Source organism: uncultured Microbacterium sp. (genome assembly GCF_947488465.1).
Lineage (GTDB): Bacteria > Actinomycetota > Actinomycetes > Actinomycetales > Microbacteriaceae > Microbacterium.
In genome coordinates, this window is the sequence record NZ_CANKZA010000006.1 from 161528 (window position 1) to 181206 (window position 19679).

19 protein-coding genes and 1 tRNA gene are annotated in these 19679 nt (G+C 66.3%); 9 read left to right on the forward strand and 11 right to left on the reverse strand.

Annotated features, from left to right (window positions below):
• The first annotated feature begins 1 nt into the window (after nt 1).
• On the forward strand, nt 2-1258 hold the full coding sequence (locus tag Q0653_RS13350; protein WP_298945116.1) for a D-arabinono-1,4-lactone oxidase: 1257 nt from the start codon (nt 2-4) through the stop codon (nt 1256-1258).
• Between the two features lie 6 nt (nt 1259-1264).
• Here Q0653_RS13350 and Q0653_RS13355 read toward each other — a convergent pair whose 3' ends face one another.
• Entirely contained in the window at nt 1265-2461 is a 1197-nt protein-coding gene (locus tag Q0653_RS13355) for a glycosyltransferase (RefSeq protein WP_298945118.1), read from the reverse strand.
• Nucleotides 2462-2678: 217 nt separating this feature from the next.
• On the opposite strand from Q0653_RS13355, the gene Q0653_RS13360 reads away from it, so the two are divergent.
• The gene (locus tag Q0653_RS13360) at nt 2679-2885 is read left to right on the forward strand and encodes a three-helix bundle dimerization domain-containing protein (protein ID WP_298945120.1); all 207 of its coding nucleotides are present in this window, start codon (nt 2679-2681) and stop codon (nt 2883-2885) included.
• Between the two features lie 61 nt (nt 2886-2946).
• Entirely contained in the window at nt 2947-3831 is an 885-nt protein-coding gene (locus Q0653_RS13365) for a serine hydrolase (protein ID WP_298945122.1), read from the forward strand.
• 91 nt (nt 3832-3922) lie between these two features.
• Here the strand turns inward: Q0653_RS13365 and Q0653_RS13370 are convergent, their stop codons facing one another.
• A complete protein-coding gene (locus tag Q0653_RS13370) occupies nt 3923-5221 on the reverse strand; it encodes an HNH endonuclease signature motif containing protein (protein WP_298945124.1) in 1299 nt (432 codons plus the stop codon).
• Nucleotides 5222-5357: 136 nt separating this feature from the next.
• On the opposite strand from Q0653_RS13370, the gene Q0653_RS13375 reads away from it, so the two are divergent.
• Complete coding sequence (locus Q0653_RS13375; RefSeq protein WP_298945126.1) at nt 5358-5813, forward strand: hypothetical protein; 456 nt, start codon at nt 5358-5360, stop codon at nt 5811-5813.
• A 170-nt stretch (nt 5814-5983) separates the two neighbouring features.
• Here Q0653_RS13375 and Q0653_RS13380 read toward each other — a convergent pair whose 3' ends face one another.
• The 4 genes from Q0653_RS13380 to Q0653_RS13395 are packed head-to-tail and all read right to left on the reverse strand — an operon-like array spanning nt 5984 to nt 11305.
• The gene (locus tag Q0653_RS13380; RefSeq protein ID WP_298945128.1) at nt 5984-6889 is read right to left on the reverse strand and encodes a carbohydrate ABC transporter permease; all 906 of its coding nucleotides are present in this window, start codon (nt 6887-6889) and stop codon (nt 5984-5986) included.
• Entirely contained in the window at nt 6889-7827 is a 939-nt protein-coding gene (locus Q0653_RS13385; protein WP_298945129.1) for a sugar ABC transporter permease, read from the reverse strand. Before Q0653_RS13385 ends, Q0653_RS13380 begins: the two co-directional genes overlap by 1 nt.
• Entirely contained in the window at nt 7824-9119 is a 1296-nt protein-coding gene (locus Q0653_RS13390; RefSeq protein ID WP_298945131.1) for an ABC transporter substrate-binding protein, read from the reverse strand. The genes Q0653_RS13385 and Q0653_RS13390 overlap by 4 nt, the downstream gene beginning before the upstream one ends.
• A gap of 32 nt (nt 9120-9151) precedes the next feature.
• Nucleotides 9152-11305, reverse strand: coding sequence for an alpha-galactosidase (locus tag Q0653_RS13395; protein WP_298945133.1), 2154 nt, complete (start codon nt 11303-11305; stop codon nt 9152-9154).
• A 136-nt stretch (nt 11306-11441) separates the two neighbouring features.
• On the opposite strand from Q0653_RS13395, the gene Q0653_RS13400 reads away from it, so the two are divergent.
• Together Q0653_RS13400 and Q0653_RS13405 are read left to right on the forward strand one after the other, a co-directional pair.
• Nucleotides 11442-12560, forward strand: a complete 1119-nt coding sequence (locus Q0653_RS13400) for an ROK family transcriptional regulator (RefSeq protein WP_298945135.1) — start codon at nt 11442-11444, stop codon at nt 12558-12560.
• A 305-nt stretch (nt 12561-12865) separates the two neighbouring features.
• Nucleotides 12866-13189: an ATP-binding protein gene (locus tag Q0653_RS13405; protein ID WP_298945137.1), complete on the forward strand. Its 324-nt coding sequence runs from the start codon at nt 12866-12868 to the stop codon at nt 13187-13189.
• A gap of 104 nt (nt 13190-13293) precedes the next feature.
• Here Q0653_RS13405 and Q0653_RS13410 read toward each other — a convergent pair whose 3' ends face one another.
• Both Q0653_RS13410 and Q0653_RS13415 read right to left on the reverse strand, forming a co-directional pair.
• Complete coding sequence (locus Q0653_RS13410; protein WP_298742140.1) at nt 13294-14097, reverse strand: CPBP family glutamic-type intramembrane protease; 804 nt, start codon at nt 14095-14097, stop codon at nt 13294-13296.
• A 268-nt stretch (nt 14098-14365) separates the two neighbouring features.
• Entirely contained in the window at nt 14366-14857 is a 492-nt protein-coding gene (locus Q0653_RS13415; protein ID WP_298945140.1) for a DUF6326 family protein, read from the reverse strand.
• Between the two features lie 268 nt (nt 14858-15125).
• Between Q0653_RS13415 and Q0653_RS13420 the strand changes: the two genes are divergently transcribed.
• Genes Q0653_RS13420 through Q0653_RS13430 form a run of 3 tightly spaced genes read left to right on the forward strand, consistent with a single transcriptional unit; the run spans nt 15126 to nt 17630 of the window.
• Nucleotides 15126-15824, forward strand: coding sequence for a DUF2306 domain-containing protein (locus Q0653_RS13420; RefSeq protein ID WP_298945143.1), 699 nt, complete (start codon nt 15126-15128; stop codon nt 15822-15824).
• Between the two features lie 4 nt (nt 15825-15828).
• Entirely contained in the window at nt 15829-16953 is a 1125-nt protein-coding gene (locus Q0653_RS13425; protein ID WP_298945145.1) for a sensor histidine kinase, read from the forward strand.
• On the forward strand, nt 16950-17630 hold the full coding sequence (locus Q0653_RS13430; RefSeq protein ID WP_298945146.1) for a response regulator transcription factor: 681 nt from the start codon (nt 16950-16952) through the stop codon (nt 17628-17630). The genes Q0653_RS13425 and Q0653_RS13430 overlap by 4 nt, the downstream gene beginning before the upstream one ends.
• Before the next feature lie 441 nt (nt 17631-18071).
• On the opposite strand, the gene Q0653_RS13435 is transcribed toward Q0653_RS13430, so the two are convergent.
• The 3 genes from Q0653_RS13435 to Q0653_RS13445 all read right to left on the reverse strand — a co-directional run bounded on the left by Q0653_RS13435 (nt 18072) and on the right by Q0653_RS13445 (nt 19522).
• Entirely contained in the window at nt 18072-18383 is a 312-nt protein-coding gene (locus Q0653_RS13435) for a transposase (RefSeq protein WP_298945149.1), read from the reverse strand.
• 245 nt (nt 18384-18628) lie between these two features.
• A tRNA-OTHER gene (locus Q0653_RS13440) sits at nt 18629-18719 on the reverse strand.
• A 173-nt stretch (nt 18720-18892) separates the two neighbouring features.
• A complete protein-coding gene (locus Q0653_RS13445; RefSeq protein WP_298742134.1) occupies nt 18893-19522 on the reverse strand; it encodes a Fic family protein in 630 nt (209 codons plus the stop codon).
• Nucleotides 19523-19679 lie beyond the last annotated feature (157 nt).

The following is a 19679-nucleotide window of genomic DNA, read 5'->3' on the forward strand; positions in this document are numbered from 1 at the left end:
GATGACCATCGACCTGACCAATTGTGCCGGCAACATCCAGTTCCGTGCGCGCGCCGCGCTCACCCCGCAGACGATGGATGAGCTCCGCCGCATCGTCGCGAGCGAGCGCTCGATCCGGGTGATCGGCAGCCGCCACTCATTCACCGACATCGCCGACACGGACGGCGTGCTGATCTCCCTCGAGGCGTTGACCCGGGCGGATGACGTCGTCGTCGCGCCCGATCGGGCCACGGTGCGGGTGCCAGCCGGCATCCGGTACGGAGATCTCGTGCCGACGCTCGAACGTGAAGGGCTGGCGCTTCGCAACCTCGCATCGCTGCCGCACATCTCGGTCGCGGGAGCGGTGCAGACGGGCACGCACGGCTCGGGCGACCGCACGGGATCGCTCGCGACCCAGGTCGCGGCGCTCGAGCTGGTCACAGCATCCGGCGATCTCGCGACGGTCGCCCGCGGCGACGAGGATTTCGCCGGATACGTCGTCGGGCTCGGCGCGCTCGGCGTCGTCACGCACGTGCACCTCGATGTCGAGCCCGCGTACGACGTGGCCCAGACGGTCTACGAAGGCGTGACCTGGGATGCCGCCCTCGCGGACTTCGACACCCTCACGTCGGCGGGTGACAGCGTGAGCCTCTTCACTCGGTGGGCGGATGCGGATCACATCGATCAGGTGTGGGTGAAAGCGCGCGTCGGCAACGCCCGCGGCGACGTTGCCCGACTCGGTGGGATACGGGCCGACGGGCCGCGGCATCCGCTTCCTGGCATCGATCCGGCGCCGTGCACGGCCCAGGGCGGGGAGCCCGGGCGATGGTTTGACCGGCTCCCCCATTTCCGACTCGCGTTCATGCCGTCATCGGGCGAGGAGCTCCAGTCCGAGTACCTCGTGCCGCGGCGCGATGCCCGCGCGGCGATCACCGCATTGCGCGCGCTGGCGGAACCGATCGCCGCGTTGCTGCTGGTCTGCGAGGTGCGGACGATCGCTGCCGACGATCTGTGGCTTTCTGGCGCCTCCGGCACGGATACCGTCGGGCTTCACTTCACGTGGCGCCCGGACGAACCCGCCGTGCGCGCCTTCCTTCCGACGCTCGAGCACGCCCTGCCGGACAGTGCGCGCCCGCACTGGGGCAAGGTCTTCACCATGCCCGGCGACGACATCGCCCGCCGCTACCCCGAGTGGGAGCGCTTCGTCGCGCTACGGCGCAGACTCGACCCAGGCGGCCGGTTCACGAACGCGTTCCTCGCCCGGGTCGGGTTGGGCTGACGGGTCTCAGGCAGCTGCTTCTTCGATGCTGAGGAGCCGGTTGATGGCTCCGGCATAATCGGCCACCATGCGATCACGTCCGACTCCGTCGCGAGCAGCGAGGGACGCGCTTCTCCCCGTTTGCCGGTTGCCGAGCGCCACGTCCCACGCGGCGGCAATCTCGTGAGGCCGGTGACTGGTGACCAGTCCGAACCCGGACACCTGATGGGCAGCGTCGCCGACGTCAGTCGTGATCGGAGTGGCGCCACACGCGGCGCCTTCCAAGAGGCAGAGGGGAGATGCCTCACCAAAAGCGCTCGTGAGCGCGACGATATCGGCGACCTGAAAGATCGCAGGCATGTCGTCGCGGATGCCGAGCGCGTGGATCGAGTCGGCCTCACCGACACCGCCCTCATCGGCCAGCTCTCGAAAAGCGGGGTTGGCCCAGTCCATACCCGCCCCGCACAGCACGTAGTGCGCGTCGGGTCGGTTGGCGCGGTGTTCCGCGACGGCGCGCAGGAACAGGCCGGGATTCTTCATCGCGTCGAAGCGTGCGGCGAAGACCACGACCGGAGCCGACGCCGGAATACCGAGCGAAGCCTTCGTTGCCCCTACTTCGTCCGGGGTGCCCGGCCGGAACCGGTCGGTATCGATCCCGTTCGCGATGATGTAGCGGTCGATCGCGTCGACACCGGCGCGCGCATAGGCGTCGTCGGTTGAGATGGCACATGAAATCGTCGCGTCGACGATGCCGAGGGCCGTCGCTTCCACCAGCCAGCCCAGGGCGGGCCCGGAATGGATCGGGTCTGATCGGTGCAGGCACGTCGCCACGGGCACGGGCGGGAGCAGTCCCCGCTCACTGAGCGCGAGAAGAAGACCCAAAGGCTGCTCCTTCAACGAGAGGATGACGTCCGCCTGACGGACGGCCGCACTCGCCACGAGGAGTTCTCGGTCGGTGAAGGTGTGCCGTCCCGGAGGTTCGGCACCCGCAGAGCGGCCGAGCGTCGTCACACCGATGCCCGCGCGGAGAAGGTGCTGATAGCGCGGGTCAGCCGCCATCGGCTGCCGCGTGGACTCCCGATGCGCCTCCGACGCGATCGAGAGCACGCTGTGCTGTTGCGCACCTCTCGCGTGGAGACCCGAGATGAGGTCGGTGTGGAGTACTCGTGCTCCACCGGCGAAGAAGCCCTCGTACAGCGAAAGAACTCGAACGGGTCGGGTCATGGCGTCGCCTCTCGCTTCAGGATCGTGCGGCGCCGGCGCCGAATGAACCCATGTTCCGGGTTGCGAGCCGCGATGTCGATGAACCTCGAATGTGCAGATGATGAACGGATGCTGCACCACCGCGAGCGGTCGCCATTGATACCTGTGTCGCCCGGAAACGCAGACCAGTAGAGTCGGATCAAGGGGACGTTCTGGCCCCTCACGAGCGGAGGTAACTGTGGCCGAAGACAAGACCCGCGACGAAGATCACGCTGTTGCAGAAATCGTCGGCCGCTTGCAGGAACGGTTCCCGGAGAAGCCCGCTGCCGAGATCTCCGCTGCCGTCGAGAAGGCTCGCGCCGGCTTCGATAGCGCAAAGGTGCGCGACTTCGTTCCGGTGCTCATCGAGAAGGAAGCCAAAGCGCATCTGAAGGGCAAGCGCTGAGCACCTGCGCAATGACGGCCGCGACCCGTTGGTGCGCGCCCGGTACCGGCAGACTGTGAGAGTGAGTAGCGCGCAGATCATCCGCGACCGGATCGTTCAGCAAGCCGATGTCACCGGGTTCCGGGCGCATGGTCTGCACGTCCGGATCGGCACCGAGGTCGCGGAGCACCGCTGGAGCGCGGACGTCCGCGAAGAGATCCACTCGGCCGCGAAAGGCATCTGCGTGCTCGCCGCAGGGATCGCCGCTGACGAGCGCGCGATCTCGATGGATGCGCCGATCGCTATCCACCTGCCCGACGTCGACCTCGGTGCTGGCGTCGGGGAGGTCACCCTCCGGCACCTGTTGACGATGTCGAGCGGGATCGATCTGCCGTGGTCGGAGACGATGATGACCGATTGGCCTGATCTCGCGCTCGAGTTCTTGCGGCGTCCGTCCCGAGGGCGCGTGTTCCAGTATTCGAACGCGAGCACGTACACGGCGATGCGCGTACTCGCCACCCAGGTCGGGGACGTGGCCGAGTACTTGCGCCCGCGATTGTTCGACCCCCTGGGGATCGAAGACGTCGCGTGGATGCGCTGTCCGAACGGGTGGATCCTCGCCGGCGAGGGTGTGGCGTTGCGCACCGAAGAATTCGCACGGATCGGACATCTCATCCGTGACCGCGGGTGGTGGAACGGCCGGCAACTGGTGTCGGCGACGTGGGTCGATGCGATGCACAGCGACGGGGTCGTCTCGGGAGTCAACCCGGGCTATGACCGCTATGCGATGGCCGGCTGGGGCGGTCCCGGCTCAGCATGGCGGCTTCACGGCGCGTACGGCCAGATGCTGATCTTCTCCGACGATGCCGTCGTGACGATCACGGCCGATGACCATTTCGGCGCGGATGCGATGGCTGCCTTCGTGGCGGATGCGCTGGACGATCGAGTGGCGCCACAATCGCAGTAGTGGTGCTCAATCGTGCGCTTCGACCCGATCGCCACGAGACGACTGCAAAGGTCGGCAGGAATCAACCCCATCTTCGAGCTGCGGGTTCCGTTCAGAAAGGTGCCGACGCCGAGCCCACGAGCGAGGATGGCACGAAGTAGACCGGTGGTGCGGGAGCGTCTTCGCGATAGATCCGGCCGGTGGGCGACGTCCACTCGAGGATCCCGCCCGACAGTTGCCGGACCTTCCATCTCGTGAACTGCTTCATGCTGTGATGTCGTTGGCACAAATGCGCAAGGTTCCAGAGCGCGGTGGGCCCGCCCAACGCGGCGTCGATCGTGTGGTCGATCTCGCACCGAATCGCCGCGCGCCGACATCCGGGGAACCGACAGTGCTGATCACGCGCCCGAAGGTACCGGCGTTGCGGCCACGGGGTGTTGTAGCGGTCGACGGCCAGCACGACTCCCTGAATCGGCTCGGTGAGCACACGAGCCCAGTTCGACGCGTTCGCGGCGAGACAGCGAGCAGTATCCGCATCGATAGGGGACCGACCGACGAGATCGACAGGACCGTCGTCCGCGCCGAGAAGGGTGAGCACCGGAACGATCACCTGCACCTGGGCGCGGATAGCGCCCAGGGCACCGGGGGCATCGCCCGTCGCCGTGGGGTCGAGTGCGGGCAAGCCTGCGAGCAGGAGATCGGCGAACACGTCCGCGCGCACCTGATCTATCGTGCGCGCGTCGTCGTCGCCCGATTCGCGCGCGTCGACGACGGATTGCGCTTGCTGCGTAAGCCGGTCGAGGACTCCATCGGCGATCACCGTGGGCACAGACGCCACGACATCAGACATGCCGTTCCGCCCCGGAACGACCCGCACCGCCCGGGAGATACACGCGTCCCGGTGCCGTTCGGTGAAGGAGCGGTCAGCCATCCGCTCGGCGAGAATCTCGAGTCCGGCGCGTACGCGGTTCGGGGTATCGATCCGGCACCGCGCGATCGCCTCACGCTCGAATTCGGCACGCTGCGCCGGTGGAACGACCGCACCCGCATCCACGATGACCCGGACGTGGCCGCGAGTCAGTCGTCCTGCTTCCCACTCCGCCAATGCGGCGGGGTAACACTCGACGATCTCCCGCGCTTCGCCGATGCGCTGCTGCACCGTGCGGTCGGTCACCCGGAGGATGCCGCCGACTTCGGCGGCGATCGCCCGCAGCGCCATGTCGTGGACGCGCACATTCGCACGAGCGCCCGAAGCCTGCTTTTCGGCGAGCTGCCCGGCCTGAGCAAGAAGTCGAACTTCGGCGACTTGTGCCGCTGTGAGCTGCGCAGCCACCGATTCGACGCTCGCGACGATCTCGGCCAGCGCGGCGATGTCGCCGTCGCTGCCTGCCGATCCCGCGAGCTCTTCCATACCCCCATTCTGACGAGGGGGTCCGACATTGCCGCCGGCTCGTTTTCGTCGAAAACGACGTCGGCTTGCCGCATACCTCCCTCGACGTCTACGGCCCACGGGCGTATCCGGGCGACTCCAGTCAGAAGGCACCGCGATGAGGCGACATCCCCTGTACGCGATCAGCAACGAAGAGAAGATCGCACGCTACGCGCACGTCATGGGCGACGTTCCCTGGAGCATCGCCGACCGGGCGTATACGGAGGCGTTCGCGCGCCTCCGTATACGTGCACGCCGAGAACTCGTGGCTGATCTTCGTGCCCATCTTCCGACAGAGAGCCAGATCCCCCCGACCGAGACTCCCGACGACTTCGCCCGCTTGATGCGCGACCTGCACGCGCGCAGCGCCCTCGTGACCTGCCGCCACGCCGGGGACGTGGCGCTCGCCTTCGTCATGAGCCGAACGGTGGCCGCGTTCTATCGCACGGGCGCGGGCTCGCTGTCGATCGACCGTCAGCCACCCTGGGTGCACGATCTGGCAGAACACGAGACCGCGCCGATCGATGGGGGGACGACGCACAACGGACGAGGTGCCGTCACGGGCCTCTGGTGAGGCCCGAGCGGACCTAGCAGATCGTCGGTCCACGATTCCGTCGTCACGACGACATGATCGGCGGTGAAGACCTCGTCATCCTCGACGCACTCCCTGATCGATCGTATTGCGAACGGCGCGAGGGCCGGATCCCCGGTGAGATCCGACCCTCGCGCCCCGCCCCTCGATACCTACTTGATCGATCCCCGCGTGACGCCGGAGATAACCCAGCGCTGGGAGAAGATGTACACGATGAGCAAGGGCGCCATCGCCATCAAGTACGACGCGAACGCCGTCGTGTAGTCGGTGTTGTACTGCCCCTGGAACACATACTGCGCGAGCGGCAGGGTGCGAGCCCCGGGATCGGTCAGGACGACGAGCGGCATGATGAAGTCGTTCCACGCCCACACACACGTGAGGATGCCGACCGTGGCATTCATCGGCGTGAGCAACGGGAAGATGATCTGCCAGAACACCCGCCACGTCGATGCACCGTCCACCCGCGCCGCTTCTTCGAGCTCGATCGGGATCGAACGGATATACGCGGAGTAGATGAAGATGTTCAGCGACAGCCCGTAGATCGTGTACAGGATGATCATGCCGACCTGGTTGTCGAGGCCCAGCAGCGCCGTCTGCTTGACCAGCGGCAGCATGATGATCGGGAACGGGATGAACAGCGCCGCGAGGAAGTAGAAGAACACTCCCTTGAAGAACGGCCGGTGGCTGTTGCGCGCGAGCGCATAGGCGACGACCGAACTGGTGAGCAAGGTGAACACCACGGCTCCGACCGTGATGATCGCCGTATTCAGCAGCGCCTGCGGGAAGGCGGTGCGTTCCCAGGCATCCGCGAAGTTCTCCCAGCGAATGGGATTCGGCAATTCGAACCCCGTGCCCGCGGCGAGCTGCTCCGGCGTCTTCAATGCCACCGACACCGCCAGGTACAGCGGGATGAGGACGGTGAGGGAACACACGGCGATGAACGCCGTCGCCCACCAGTTGGTCTTGCGTGAATCGTCATCCGCAGGTGCGCGGCGGCGGCGCTTCGGCGACGGCGTGGCCGCCTCTGCGTGGGCGAGGATGGTGGCTGTCGATGACATCAGTAATCGACCTCTCTGCGCTGAAGAACCCGGAACTGCAGGAGCGAGACGATGGTGATCACGATGAAGAACACCACAGCGTTCGCGGTTTGGTAGGCGAACTCTCCACCGGAGAATCCCCCCCGGAAGATGAGCAGCGTGACCGATTCGGTCGACGTTCCCGGCCCACCATTGGTGAGTGCGACGATCGGGTCGAACACCTGGAGGAAGCCCTTGAGGCTCAGCACGACATTGATCGTGAAGAAGGCCCCGATGAGCGGAAAGGTGATCGAAGCGAACTGCCGCCACGACGATGCGCCATCGAGCGACGCCGCCTCGTACAGTTCCGCCGGAATCGTCTGCAGTCCCGACAGGTAGATGATGATCGAGAACGCACAGGCTTGCCAGACCGCGAGCCCGACGATCGCCGTCCATGCCCAATCGGGATTGGTGAGGATGTTGTCGCGGAACAGCGGGATGTCCGACAGGATCTTCGGCAGCGAGTTCGAGAAGAGGAACTGGAACACGTAGCCGATCACCAGGATCGCCAGGACGTACGGAACGAAGTACACGCCGCGCCAGAAGTTGCGTGCTTTGATCTTCGCGTTGAGCGCCATCGCGATCGCCAGGGAGATCGCGTTGGTCAGGATCGTGGCGACGATCGCGAAGAGGAACGAGAACCCGTAGGCCTTCAGCACTCGGTCGTCTTTGAACAGATTCAGGTAATTGGACAGGCCGACGAAGTTCCACTCGCCGTACCCGGCGTAGTTCGTGAAGCTGAAGAAGACACCCACGATCACGGGAATGGTGTGGAACGCCGCGAAGGCGATGACGGCCGGCCAGACCATCCAATAGAAGGCCGGCAACGCGCGATCACGGCTGGAACCCACGCGCGTGGCATGCTTTTTCGCGCCCGGCCCGGCCGTCGAGGTGCGCACGGCGCTCGTCAGAGAAGTCATTGTCCGTCTCCCGTCACGGGGATCGTGCGGGCAGCGACTTTGCGCCACTCGCTGTCGAGGGTGGCGAGTGCAGCATCCACATCGCCGTCGAACAAGAACTGCTGCACGATCGACACGAGTGGAATGCTGGCTGGTACTTGGTGATCGATGAAGCCGGTGATCTTCCCCTCATCGAAGAAGGGCTTCACCGACTGCAGCGCGGGATCATCGCTGAGCTCCGCTCCCTCGACGGAGGGAATCATGTTCTGAGACGCGGCGAACTCTTCGATGACGCCCACCTCGAAGAGGTAGTCGATGAAGCGCAACGCTTCTTCCCGGTGGGGAGTCTCTTTGGCCATCGTGACGACGACGTCGACGCCGGAGACCAGGAGGCGGTCGTCGGGATCGTCGGCGACCGGGTAGGGGAAGATCGCCGCGTTGATGTCGGGGTTGATGCCCTTCACCGGGCTCAGCGCCCAGATGCCCTGCAGGAGCATGGCTGCTCCCCCCGCAGCGAAGGCAGCGTTGCCATCGTCATAGGTGCGACCACGGTAACCGTCCTGCATATAGGAGAAGAGCTGACCCTGCTGGGCCATCGCGTCGGCGAAGTCTTTCTCGAACGACACCGGCGAATCGGGACCCACGTCCTCGCCCTGCGCACGCATCTCGTCGAAGAACCCGTCCTGCGACGGATACGCCCCGAGCGCGTTCCACGACGGCATGCCCGTCCATGAGTCGGCAAGTGTTCCGTAGAACGGATCGATACCGGCATCCTGCAGCGCATCGCACACCGCGATGAACTCGTCCCACGTCTCGGGTACTTCCAGCCCCTGCTCCTCGAAGATGTCGCGGTTATAGATCACGCCGTTGGCGTTGTTGACGTAGCCGAGTCCGTTGATCTCACCGTCCTTCGTGCCGAGTTGCGCGAGGATCTCCTGCACGGCCGGGTTGATGGTCTGCAACACCGGCTCGTCGGAGAAGTCGTAGAACACTCCGGCCTGCGCCAGCTTGCCGAAACCGCCGTTGGCATTCAGGGTGATGACGTCGGGCGCCTTGTCCTTGACCAACAGGGTGCGGATCGCGGTCTCCGAGTCGGCGACCTGGTTCTGCACCACCTTGATATCGGGATTCTCGGCCTCGAAGTCCTCAATGATCTCGGCGAAATCGGTGAGTGCTTCGCCCTTGAACTGGAAGAAGCTGAGCGTCGTCACCTCAGTGCCCGCCGAGGGTGAGCACCCACTCAGCGCGACGATCGTCCCGATGCCCGCGATCGCGGCCACCGTTCGGATCACACCACGTTGTCTGATTTTCATCTGTGCGCCTCCTTGCGCGTGTCGTGCATCGGTTAGGACTCAGCGACGATCTCGACGACGGTCGCTTGTTGGGGAAACTGGACGGGGGGACGGATGCCGATGCTGCCGAGTTCGCGGCCCGTCATCGTGATCGGGGATGCCGCCCACTCGAGCTCCGACTGCGCGGCATCGTGCGCGGGACGCGACACCGCCCGCAACGTGTAGCGCTGCGCGGCATCCAGACCGGGAAAGCGGATTCGGCCGGCCGGATAGGCGGCGCTCGTGGCGGTCTGCGTGATGGTGAAGACCGCCGACGCGGAATCTGCGGCGACGATCCCGCGGACATCGAGCCCCGCGTCGACGCCATCGACATGGATGACCGCGCCGCGCGCGATCAGCGGACGGAGGCGCTGGGCGAGCGAAATCCACTCTGCGACGCGCGCACGCGTGGGTGCGTCGGCCGCGGTGAGATCCCACTCCACTCCGAAGTGACCGAGCAGGGCGACCGCGCCGCTCAGCTCGAGCGAGACCGTACGTCCCGACGAGTGGACGACGGGGCTGGTGAGATGCATCCCCATCATTTCCGGAGGGACGACCAAGCCGGTGTAACGCTGGTTCTCGAGCCGCTCGAGGGGGTCGAGGCTGTCGCTCGTCCAGATGCGGTCGGTGCGATCGAGGATCCCGAGGTCGACCCGGGCTCCACCGGAGGCGCAACTCTCGATCTCGAGACCGGGGTGCGTGCTCTTCAGCTCGTCGAGCAGGCGGTAGAGAGCGAGAGTGTGCTCCCGCACGCGCGGCACGCCGCCAGGACCGCTCCCCGCGTCGACGAGGTCTCGATTGTGATCCCACTTCAGGTACGCGATCGGGTACTCGTCGAGCAGTGCGTGCAGCCGATCCGCGATGTGCCGATACGCGGCGGGATGAGCGAGGTCGAGCACCTGCTGCTGACGCGCCGAGGGCGGGAGCGACATGCGGCCCCGCAGGATCCAGTCGGGGTGTGCGCGCGCGAGATCGCTGTCGGGATTGACCATCTCGGGTTCGACCCAGAGGCCGAACTCCATCCCGAGCGAGCGCACTTTGTCGACGAGCGGATGCAGGCCGTCGGGCCAGACATCGGCATCCACCTCCCAGTCACCGAGCCCGCGCGTATCGTCGCGACGGCCGGTGAACCAGCCATCGTCGAGGACGAAGCGTTCAATGCCCACCTCCGCCGCGGTCTCGGCGAGCGCCGCGAGACGCTCGAAGGAGTGGTCGAAGTACACCGCTTCCCACGTGTTGAGCGTGGTCGGACGCGGCCGGGTCGGGTGCTGCGCGCGCCCGCGCCATTCGGTGTGGAAGCGATGCGAGAGTTCGTTGAGACCGTCGCCCCACGAACCGATGACCCACGGCGAACGGACGGTCTCTCCGGCGGCAAGCTCAACCTCGCCGGGGACGAACAGTTCCCCACCGGCCAGGAACGCCTCGCCGGTGACGACGCGCTCCGCCAGAACGCGGTGGTTGCCGCTCCACGCGACGTGGATGCCGTGGACGCGGCCCTGCTCGAAGCCGAACCCGGGTCGCCCTGCGGCCATCAGCACGGTCGCATCGGCGCCGGGGCGGCCCCGGCGGCTCTCGCGCACGTGCGTTCCGAGCGTGAACGCGTGGCGTTGCGCGGCGCGCTCCCGGAGATGATGCCCGGTGGTGTCGAGGAGCTCGGTCGCATCCCACGGCGTCGGGAAAACGAGGTGGACGGCATCCAACGAGTACGTGCCCTCGCCCGCATTACGCACCGTCATGCGCTGGTGGAGAAGACCGGACTCCCCGACCGCGACCTCCCACTGCAGTGCGAGCGCCGCTTCGGCGTCGAAGAGCGAGATCGTCGCGCGGTCGTCGGTCGCCGCGACGCCGACGACCTCCGGGTGGATGCTGAAGCCCGCCCCGCGCCGGTGTCCGGCGACCGCCGGCGTACCGAGCCACCCGGAGGCTTCGGTGGCGACAGCACTCAGCCGCGGTGTGCGGTCAAGCCCACCCGAGACGCGTTGCGGGCGAGCGGCGACCGCGAGGCCGTGCAGTGTGTCGGGTGTCGACTCGCGAAGCTCCTCGCCCCAGTGGACGATGGCCGGAACCGACTCCGATGCCAGATCGATCACGACGCTGGTGCCGCCGCGGTGGAGGTGGAGCACACTCACGTCGGATGAGATCGGCCCCGGCTCTCGGGGTGCGGTCACCTGCAAACCTTCGTCATTGAATCGCATGCATTAGTTTTAGCACGGAATTAATCTGCCCCACAAGGGTCTGGTTTTTCCGTGGGCATCCCTCCTTGCGCGCGAAGTAAGTGCCAAGATGGAATCAAAGGAGGTCGTGATGCTGACGGACAGTGAAGCTGCGCTCGCGCGCGCCGTCCTCATTCACGGGCCCATCTCACGCTCCGCGCTGACGACACGACTCGGACTCTCCCCGGCGAGCCTCACTCGTCTGGCGAAACCCTTCCTCGACCGTGGCCTTCTCGTCGAGTTGGATGATGTGTCCGACGGATCCGTCGGCCGGCCGACCCGCCCCCTCGACGTCGCGCCGAGCGATGCCCGATATCTCGGCATCAAACTCACCGGCGATACTCTCTATGCCGCCCTCACGGACGTGCGCGCGGAGCTGGTCGCCACCCACGCACGCCCGCTGAGCGGACGCGAACCCGCGGCTGTCGTTTCCGCCATCCGCGACTGCATCGCGGGCTTCGACGCTGATATCCGGGGTCTCGGCGTGAGCCTCGGTGGGCTCGTCGATCACGGCATCGTCGAGTACGCGCCGTTCCTGAGCTGGCGACACGTCGACCTCGGAGCCATGCTCGCGGACGCCACCGGAATGCAGGTCACGATCGAGAACGATCTTGTCGCGCTCGCCGAGGCGGAACGCTGGTTCGGTATGGGTCGCGGGCTGCCCGGGTTCTCGGTGATCACGATCGGCGAGGGCATCGGCTACGCCGTCGTCGCCCACGGCGAAGTGGTGCGCACGCGAGAGGTCGGCGCCGGGCTCGGCGGGCACATCCCGCTCTCGGGGGGCAACGGACCGCTGTGCGAGCGCGGGCACCGCGGGTGCGCGCAGGCCATGCTGACGATCGGCTCGCTCACCGCCCAGGTCTCCGGAGCGCTCCAGCGCCCTGTCGACTACGCGGAGTTCCTCGCTCTGGCAGCCTCCGGAGATCCGGCCGCACGCACCGTCGCCTCCGCTGCCGGCGAAGCACTGGGCCGCTTCATCGCTCTCGCCGCCAATCTCACGATGCAACCTGCCACCGTGCTCGCCGGCGACGGGATCGGGCTGTTCGCCGTCGCAGAACCGACGATCCGCGCCGCGATCGCGGCCGACCGCGATCCCCTCGCTGACCCCATCGAGCTCTACGTCGACGAATCCGGTTTCGACGCATGGGCGCGAGGAGCCGCGGCGGTGGCGATTCAAGCCTCGGTGGCGAGCCTCACGCTCACTCGCTGAGCGAGACGCGAACCGCCCGCTGCCAGGCGGTCGGCACTGGCGGAAAGGGTTCGCCTGGATGGGCGGATCGTCGCGGACCACGCCCGGGTCTGGGCGCGCGGCTCCACGATCACCGACCCCGCCCATCTCGAGAACGCGAAACGGTTGCGGCAGCAATTCCAGCAGCCCCGGCCGGCGCTGGCCGCGGCTGATGATCTGAGTCGGGATCTCGCGGACTATGACCGGGCGTTCGGGATTGAGGGGGTCGCCTGATGGCCGCGAAGAGCACCTAGTCAGCGAAGCAGATCACCTACCTCGCCGGCGCCTTGAAGGCGCCCCGGATCACCGAGGCCGCAACCCGGATGGCGGACCAAGCGCGTGATGCGGGATGGTCGTTCGAAGACTACCTCGCCGCCGTCCTCGAACGAGAAGTCTCGAGTCGCTACGAACACGCGTCGCTGATCCTCACCTCGAACCTGCCGTTCAGCGGTTGGGGCGGCGTCTTCGGCGACCAAGCCGTCGCCGCCGCGATGATCGACCGCATCGTTCACCACGCCGACGTCCTCACCCTCAAAGGCGCCAGCTACCGACTCCGCGGCCGAGGCCTCGACAGTCTCCCCAGCATCAAAACTCAAGATCCAGCAGACTGACAAACACGAACAAGTGGCCTAGATTTCGCCCGTCGTATTGGCCTACTTCTCACTCGTCGCCGACACGAGCCTCATGTCCGCTCCCTCCGATCGTGGTCGGGGCGCTATGGGGTCAGGAAAAGCATGAGGACGAGAGCGATCAGGAACACGCTCTGTGCACTGTGCGCGATGATCCCGATGAGGGCGCTCTGGTACCGGCGAGATGGTAGCGAAAGGATGAATGTGTCGATCAGGGTGATCGGGATCATCCACGGGACATGGAGGTGGTAGAGGGCAAAGATAACTCCGTTGGCGATCCAGTCCCACGACCCGAAAACGCCCTGCATGCGAGGGAGCAAGTACCCGCGGAATAGCAGCTCCTCACCCAGCACGGTGTTGAAGACGAAGAAGGCCAGCAGGACGCCAAGCCAGAGCCAGGAGCCGGAGAGGGTCGCCTGCCCGTCGGGGGAGCCGAGGAAGTCACCGAAGTCGCGTCCCTCGGCGGGGGCGATCTCGAACGGAAGGAACTCCTCTAGAGCGAACGCCACGACGACGATCGGGACGACGAGCCAGGCGCGCCCCCCACGGCGGCCGGTTTTGGGGTTACGGGGTGCGCGCAGCCAGAGAACGTCTCGAACGACGGACCACTTCAGGGTTCGCTGCTCTCGGTAGACGAGGATCAGAACCAGCGCGAACTGCCAGACCAGTCCCGCGGTCAACAGCAGGATGAGGGTCTGCGCGAGGGCGAGGGGTGAGCCCCAGCCGGCTGCGAGCCACGGCGCGATCAGCCACGCAAGCACGGCCATCGGAAAAGCAGCCGCCGACCAGACTCCGATCACGCCGACGAGGGTGAGCTGCGGTATCGGATTCTCGATTCCAGCGGACCCGGCGCCGCGACAGACTGACTCAGCCTGATCTGTGGATCTCACGGTTTGCTTCTTTCAGGCGACACGACTGCGCCGCCGACGAGTGACGATTTGAGGAGCGAGCGGGCTCTCCAGCTGCTGCTGTGCGTGACCCCGGGTCACGACGGAGTGTGCGCGACCGGCCACCCGGCCGATCAGCCAGACCGACCGGTGGGGCCGTGGAAGGCCCCACCGGTCGGCGCAGTTGTCGTCTGTGTCTCGCATCAGGGAGCGTGTCCGCGCGCCACGCGTATGACTGTGGACGGGCCAGGGACTGCTCTTGAGTTCACGCTTACTGCGGGGTCCGAGCGGCCTCACGGTCCGGGCTGGTCGTCATGATCGCCGACGGTGCGGTGCGGGGCCAGGTCCAGGCGTATCTCAGGATGAGGGCGAGAAGGATCAGTTCCAGTGCGACACCCAGGAGGTAGAAGTACATCCACGACTCGCCCAGCTGGCCCACTGCGTTGAAGGCGGCGAAGGGGACTTGTAGCGAGGCCACGATGAGGTTCGTGATGCGGTTGGCCCGGGCGGGCAGCGTCATCGACAGCACGACCATGAAGATCGGGATCGCCAGGAGAGTCAGCGCCGTGATCGCCCACGTCGGGGTGATGTCGAACTCCCAGACGACGCCGATAAGGATGTCATCGACTACGCCGGGCTTGTAGAAGGCGAGGATGTCGACATAGACGTACAGGAACACGAAGCTCGTCCACGCGGCGGCGAGCTTGGCTTGAACCGGCACACCCTGGTCCAGCAGTGCGGTGGTGGGTTGACGTTTTCTCATCGGATACTCCTTCGATGTAGTGAGGATTGGTTTGTCCGCGGTCGCCGGCTGCGACCGCCGCGCTGCCCGAAACACACGACATTCGGTGCGCCAAAGCGGCGGTCGACGGCCGCGGTCATGGTCGTGTGGGTTGTCATAACTCGATGTTCGCCGGTTCGGGGATGCGCGTCATCGGCCAGGAGGCCCGGATTGGGTCAGCCGAAAGTACCGCTCTGAATCCGTGCTGAGGACCGATGTGTGGGGCGCTCGGTCAGGCGAGCATCGAGGCATGTCGCATCAAAGGACGGACACGGGGACGATTGCCGAGCAGAAGAAGGAGCGGCATCGACCGAGGAGCGGATGGCTCGCGATCACCGGTCTCCTGCTGCTCAGTGCACTCCCTGTGCTCGGCGGTGTGCTCAGCCTGCGAGAGGTGAGTGCCGGCTCCGAAAGCACACTGCTCTCGGCCTCAGCGGTGGCGATGGTTGCGCACATCGTGGCGATGAGCGTGTACTGCCTTCTCGGCGCATTCCAGTTCTCTCCGGTACTGCGAACTCGGCGTGGTTGGCACCGCATCGCCGGCCGTGCACTGATCCCCGCGGGATTCCTCGCGGCACTGTCCGCCGTCTGGCTCGCGGTCTTCTTCGGTGGCCCGGCTGATGAGCTCGCACTTGCGATGGTCCGCCTCGTCTTCGCCGTCGGGATGACGGTGTTTCTCGTGCGGGGAGTGATCGCGATCACTCGTCGCGACTTCGTCGCGCACGGAGCATGGATGACGCGCGCCTACGCGGTCGCTGTTTCCGGCGGAACCCAAGCTCTCGTCTTCGCGCTGTGGACGATCCCGATCGGCGAGGTCGACGCGTTCGGCGAGACATGGCTTGTTGCCACGGCCTTCGTCATCAACAGTGTCGTCGCCGAATCGCTCATCTGGCGGCGGTCCCGCCGGCGGATGAGCGGAGTCGTGCGCCGGGGTGCGCCTGTACTCTGACGGGGTGACCGGGCTCTGGCTTTCCGTGTGGAATGCGCCGAGTGCCGCGCCCCCTCCGCCCCGCCGCGTCTGGCGGGATTGGGTTCTCGTGGCACTCCTCGCGGTGCTGGCGGTCGTCGAGGGCATCCTCAGAACCGACCACTCTCAGCCGATGCTCGCGGTGATCCCGCTGCTCGCCGTGGTGCCGACCGTGCTGTGGCGTCGCACCCGGCCGCTGCTCATGCTCGTGATCGTGTTCGTCGTGACGGTGCCGACCGACGTGCTCCTGCCCGACTCGACTCTCTACACGAGCCTGTTCGTCACAGTGATCATCTACGCACTGTTTCGATGGGGTTCCGGGCGCGACTTGGTGATCGCGTCGGCCATTCTTCTCGCGAGCCTCGGACTGTTCTTCGTTCGCGGAAGCGGTCTCGACGACCTGATCGGCGGGTTTGCGCTGCTGCTCACGGTGTCGCTGCTCGGCATCGCGTTTCGCTACCGCGCGGGCTCTCAGCAACGTCGGCTCGATCGCATCCGGATGCTGGAACGCGAGCACCTTGCCCGTGACCTGCACGACACCGTCGCCCACCACGTTTCGGCAATCGCGATCCGCGCGCAGGCGGGCCTCGCGGTGGCGGAGCGAGACCCGCGCGCAGCGCAGAATGCCCTCGGTGTGATCGAGGTGGAAGCAGCGAAGACCCTCAGCGAGCTGAGGTCGATGGTTCGGGTGCTGCGGCAGGGCGAGACGGCGGAGCTGGCACCGAGCCCGCGTCTGGGTGACATCGAGCAACTCGCCGGATCGAGGCCGGACGGCGCGACAGTGACGGTGAAGGTCGCAGGCGACGACGCCGGCATCCCGCCCCCCGTGGCCGCCGCGGTATTCCGTCTCGCGCAGGAGTCGGTGACCAACGCCCTCCGTCACGCGCGGCATGTCACCCGTGTCGACGTGCTCGTCGAGGCGGACGAGGGCGGGGTGCGATTGAGCGTAGTGAACGACGGAGACGTCGCGGCGTCTCAGGCGCCCGGATTCGGCATCATCGGCATGATGGAGCGTGCCGCCCTGCTCGGCGGCACCTGCCAGGCCGGCCCGGCACCCGGCGGCGGTTGGACCGTCACCGCGGTGCTCCCTCGTGTTGGATGGGCACCGTGACCATCCGCGTGCTCATCGCCGACGACCAGGAGCTCGTGCGCACCGGGCTGAGCATGATCCTCGGCGCGCAGCCGGACATCGAGATCGTGGGTCAGGCAGTCGACGGCAACGAAGCGGTCGCCCTCGCCCGCAGTTTGCGACCGGACGTCTGCTTGTTCGACATTCGGATGCCGGATCTCGACGGCATCGAGGCGACTCGGGTGCTCGCCGGCCCGGGCGTGGCCGACCCGATGGCGGTCGTGATCATCACGACCTTCGACCTCGACGAGTACGTCTTCGCGGCGCTGCGCGCGGGCGCGAAGGGCTTTCTGCTCAAGGACGCCGGGTCGGCGTTGCTTGCCCAAGCGGTCCGCGCTGCCGCGAGCGGTGATGCCCTGATCGCCCCGAACGTCACGCTCCGGCTGCTCGCGGCCTTCGCCGGAGCGGAGCCCGCCGCACCTCCGCCGCAGCCGGTCGAGCCTCTCAGCGACCGTGAGGAGCAGGTGCTCACGAAAGTCGCGCTCGGCCTGAGCAACAGCGAGATCGCGAGCGAGCTGTACATCACCCTCAGCACGGTGAAAACACACATTGCGAGCCTCATGACCAAGCTCGGCGCCCGCAACCGCGTCGAAATCGCCATCTGGGCGCATCAGACGGGGCGGACGCGCACGCGAGCCACCGGCGAAGGGCCTCCGTAACCGACGGGTATGACCGTCCCTCACGACACACAGGTACGCCCACCCCTCACCGGTCCGCAGATACGTGATGTCGCTGAACCAGGCAAGATCCCGCCCGCCCTGGTCGAATTGACGCTCGACGAGATCGGGAACAGGGAACGGATCGGCGCCACGCACGGTGGTCGGCGGATGCCAGGTACGCGGGCTGATGCCCGTGATTCCGTCGGACCGCATAAGTTTCGCGACCGTCTTGCGCCAGGATCCGCGGGGCCCCATACGTGCCGTCAGAGGCGGCATGAAACCCACGAATCTGAACGGTCAGCTCCGCGGCCCGCTGCTGCCGCAGCGACGGGCCCGCAGCCAGTCGGGCACGCCATTCGTAGAACCGGCGTCGGTCGACGCCGAGGAGCCGGCACATGCCGCTGATCGTCATCATCGTGTCGTTGGCCTTCTCCGCCTCGATCACCGCGAACCGTTCCTCGGGTTCTGCTTCGATGCGAAGAAGGCCGCCGCTTTTCCCAGTAACTCGTTATCCATCCGCAGCTCCTGGTTCTCGCGGCGCAACCGTTCCAGCTCGGCACGCTCGTCCAACCCGAGCGGCGCTTCCCCAGGATCGGTGCGCGCACGCTCCGCGTGCACCCACCGGCCCAGCAGCTGCTCACCGACCCCGATCTCGCGCGCGACGACCGCGACCGGCCGTCCCGTGTCGATTACCAGCCGGGCCGCCTCACGGCGATACTCCGGCGTATACGTCTTCCTGCTCTTCGTGCCCATCACGGACATCCTCCCCGGCAAGACCGCAATCACGCGGATCCCGCCTGGTCAGTGTCCGGAATCAGGGGTCAACCTCATTCTCGGCGAGGGTCAGCGTCGCGCCCACGTTGATCGGCTAGCGCGAGAAGAGCAACTGAATCAGCCGGGGGTCACCTGGGGGTCACCTGACGCAGAAGCGGAACCACTGAGCGACGCGAACACCATCGAAGGTGGATCAAGCTAATAGCTCCCGGTCAGGGCTTTTGTGGCGGAGACGGAGAGATTTGAACTCTCGGTTCCCAAAAGGGAACTCCACCTTAGCAGGGTCAAATTGGCCTTCTGGGACCCGGATACTCCGACGACGGTCCCGCCGCGCAATACCGCGGATCTCCTGCTTTACCTGGCGATTCCTGCCCCCCGGCCGGTCGCACGTGACGCACTCTATTCACTCCATCTGCGCTGGAATACCCCCTGCCCCGAGTGCTCGGGGACCCCTGGGGGACCCCTGGTCGTCGATCAGATCGCCCACGTCAGTCCACCTCCATAACAGGGATGAACGAGGCGAGTTCTCTGGGGTCACGAGTCCGATCGTACGCGCGGAGCAGGTCGATGTACTGACGCTTCTCGACGTTCCAGTCGTACGTGAGAAGCCCGTCGGAGGCATCCTGCGCAGCAAAGAACACCAGATCCGCCAGCAGCCTGGTCACGCGACCATTGCCGTCTACGAAGGGGTGAATCCGGACCGCCTCCGCGTGGACGGCGATACCCAGCTCACGAGCCGACCAATCTTCGGTGTGCTCCCATCGATACACGATGGTGTCCAGAGATTGCCGCAACTCGACGGCGATCTGGACCGGGTCGATGCCGACGCTCTTCTCCGTGAGTCGATACACGCCCGCCCAGGTCCAGATGTCTCCATACAGTCGGCGATGAACCTCACGGATGAACCCGTCCGTGAGTAGCTCCGACAACGCCACCCGCCCCTCGACGACGACGGCAGCCAGAGCGAGGCTCACCTCGTCACTGATCTCCTGCTCGACGTCGTACACGTCGGCACGCTGAGGGTCATCACCCAACAGGGCGCGCGCAGTCGGTGTCAGCGCGTCGGCCTCGTCCGGTTCGAGCGGAGTCTCCCCATACCCAGGGTCGAGAGAAGTCACGCAGAGTGGCGCGCCGCGAGAAACCGCGCCGCCTTCTCCGAACGCACGTGACCTGCCGGAACCGAGCGACGCTCGAGCGCAGCACTGGAACGAGTGGACTTCTCCACGGCACGACGAAGCGCCTCACGAGTAACCTGCTTCGCCATGCCCACTCACC